General features: G+C 74.4%; 2 protein-coding genes and 1 pseudogene. All 3 read left to right on the top strand.

The features are described 5' to 3' along the window. Positions 1-991: FtsK/SpoIIIE domain-containing protein (locus FrCorBMG51_RS24460; RefSeq protein ID WP_047225355.1), on the top strand; the 991-nt coding region annotated here is incomplete at its 5' end. Further along, the gene (locus tag FrCorBMG51_RS24455; RefSeq protein WP_047225354.1) at positions 988-1,218 is read left to right on the top strand and encodes a hypothetical protein; all 231 of its coding nucleotides are present in this window, start codon (positions 988-990) and stop codon (positions 1,216-1,218) included. The genes FrCorBMG51_RS24460 and FrCorBMG51_RS24455, both read left to right, overlap by 4 nt. Beyond that, positions 1,215-1,830: pseudogene (locus FrCorBMG51_RS32290) on the top strand (replication initiator); the annotation flags it as partial. The gene FrCorBMG51_RS24455 and the pseudogene FrCorBMG51_RS32290, both read left to right, overlap by 4 nt.

The following is a 1,830-nucleotide window of genomic DNA, read 5'->3' as shown; positions in this document are numbered from 1 at the left end:
GTTCCGCGCGCAGGCATGCCGGATCCGCGCCGATCGGGTGGGGTACATCTGGGTGGAGTTCACCCACCGTGACCCGCTCGCCGGCCTCGTCCCCCCGGCCGACATCGATGGTCCGGACGCGGACGGCGGAGACGGTGACGGTTGGGATGACGACGCTCCGGTGGACCTGGCCGGGATTCCAGTGGGCCGGCGGGAGGACGGCCAGCCCTGGCGGCTGCCGGTCCGCGGCGCCCATGTGCTGGTGGCCGGGGCCACCGGGGCGGGCAAGGGCTCGGTGCTCTGGGCGACGATCCGCGGGCTCGGCCCGGCGGTCCGCGCCGGCCTGGTCGAACTGTGGGTCGCCGACCCCAAGGGCGGGATGGAACTCGCGTTCGGCCGGGACATATTCACCCGGTTCGCCACCGACACCGCCGGCATCGCCGACCTGCTCGACGACGCGGTATCGGTCATGCGCGGCCGGGCCGGACGGCTCCGCGGGGTGACCCGGCTGCACACCCCGACCGCCGACGAGCCACTGATCGTCGTGATCGTCGACGAGCTCGCCGCGCTCACCGCCTACGTCACCGACCGGGAGCTCAAGCGGCGGCTGGCCGCCTCGCTGCCGCTGCTGCTCTCGCAGGGCCGGGCACCCGGCGTGGTGGTGATCGGGGCGGTGCAGGACCCGCGGAAAGAGGTGCTCCCGTTCCGGGACCTGTTCCCGGTCCGGGTCGCGCTGCGGCTGACCGAACCCGACCAAGTCGACCTGGTCCTGGGGGACGGCGCCCGCGACCGCGGGGCGCGGGCGGAGGAGATTCCCGAGGGGCTGCCCGGGGTGGGCTATGTGCTGGCCGACGGGCAGGCCGACCCGGTGCGGGTGCGGGCCGCCTGGATCGACGACGCCGAGATCTCCCGGATGGCGCACCGCTACCGGCCACCGGTGACCGGTCAGGTCGTTGGTCTGGACGATCCCAGCGGCGGGTGGACTCCGGACGTCGACGGCTGGGCGGCATGAGCGGACCGGACGGCTACGCCCCGGTGTTCGTGCTGCCGCTGTGCTCCTGGTGCCGGCACCTGTGGGCGGCGCACCGCACCGATACCGGTTGCCGGGTGCCGGTCGGGCGGGGGCGGGTGTGTGGCTGCCGGGAACCGCCCCCCGGCCACCCGCCCGACCCCGACCCGGCCGGCGACGGCCCGGACCACGACAACCACGACCAGGATCAGGAGGAGCGGGCCGCATGACGCACGGAACGGACCCGGCCGGCCGGCTGGCGGCGCATCCGGACGGTCCGACCGGCACCGTCTCGACCACGGACCCGGCGGCGGGGAGCCGGGCGGCGCGGCTGCGGCTCCCGCTGGCCCGGCAGGTCCTCGAGGCGGTCGCGGTCGACAACGGGGTGTGCCTCCGCCCGCTGGCCATGCGGAGAATCGACCTGACCACCGGCGAGACGGAAACCGTCCCGGTGCCGTGCGGGGCCACGTTGGCATCGAAGTGCCCGCCGTGCGCGGACCGGGCACGCAAACTGCGGATGGCGCAGTGCAAGGCCGGCTGGCACCTCGACGACGAACCACTCCCCGACCCCGACCCGCCGACTGACGACGCGAAAACCCTCGTCCAGCTCCGCGCGGATCTCGAAGCCGTCCGCACCGACGCGGTGACCAGCCATCACATCGAGCAGATCACCGAAGCCNCGCCGATCTCGAAGCCGTCCGCACCGACGCCGTCACCAGCCACGACGTGGAGCAGATCACCGAAGCGGACGATCTGATCTCCCAGGTGGACGCCGCGTTGACCGATCTTGGTGTGCGCGGCACGACCGCGCCGGAGGACCGGGAGCGGCCCCGGCGGACCCG

It is taken from the genome of Protofrankia coriariae, from assembly GCF_001017755.1.
GTDB lineage: Bacteria > Actinomycetota > Actinomycetes > Frankiales > Frankiaceae > Protofrankia > Protofrankia coriariae.
The sequence above is the reverse complement of the archived record's forward strand: the minus strand, read 5'-3'. Positions and strand labels throughout refer to the sequence as shown.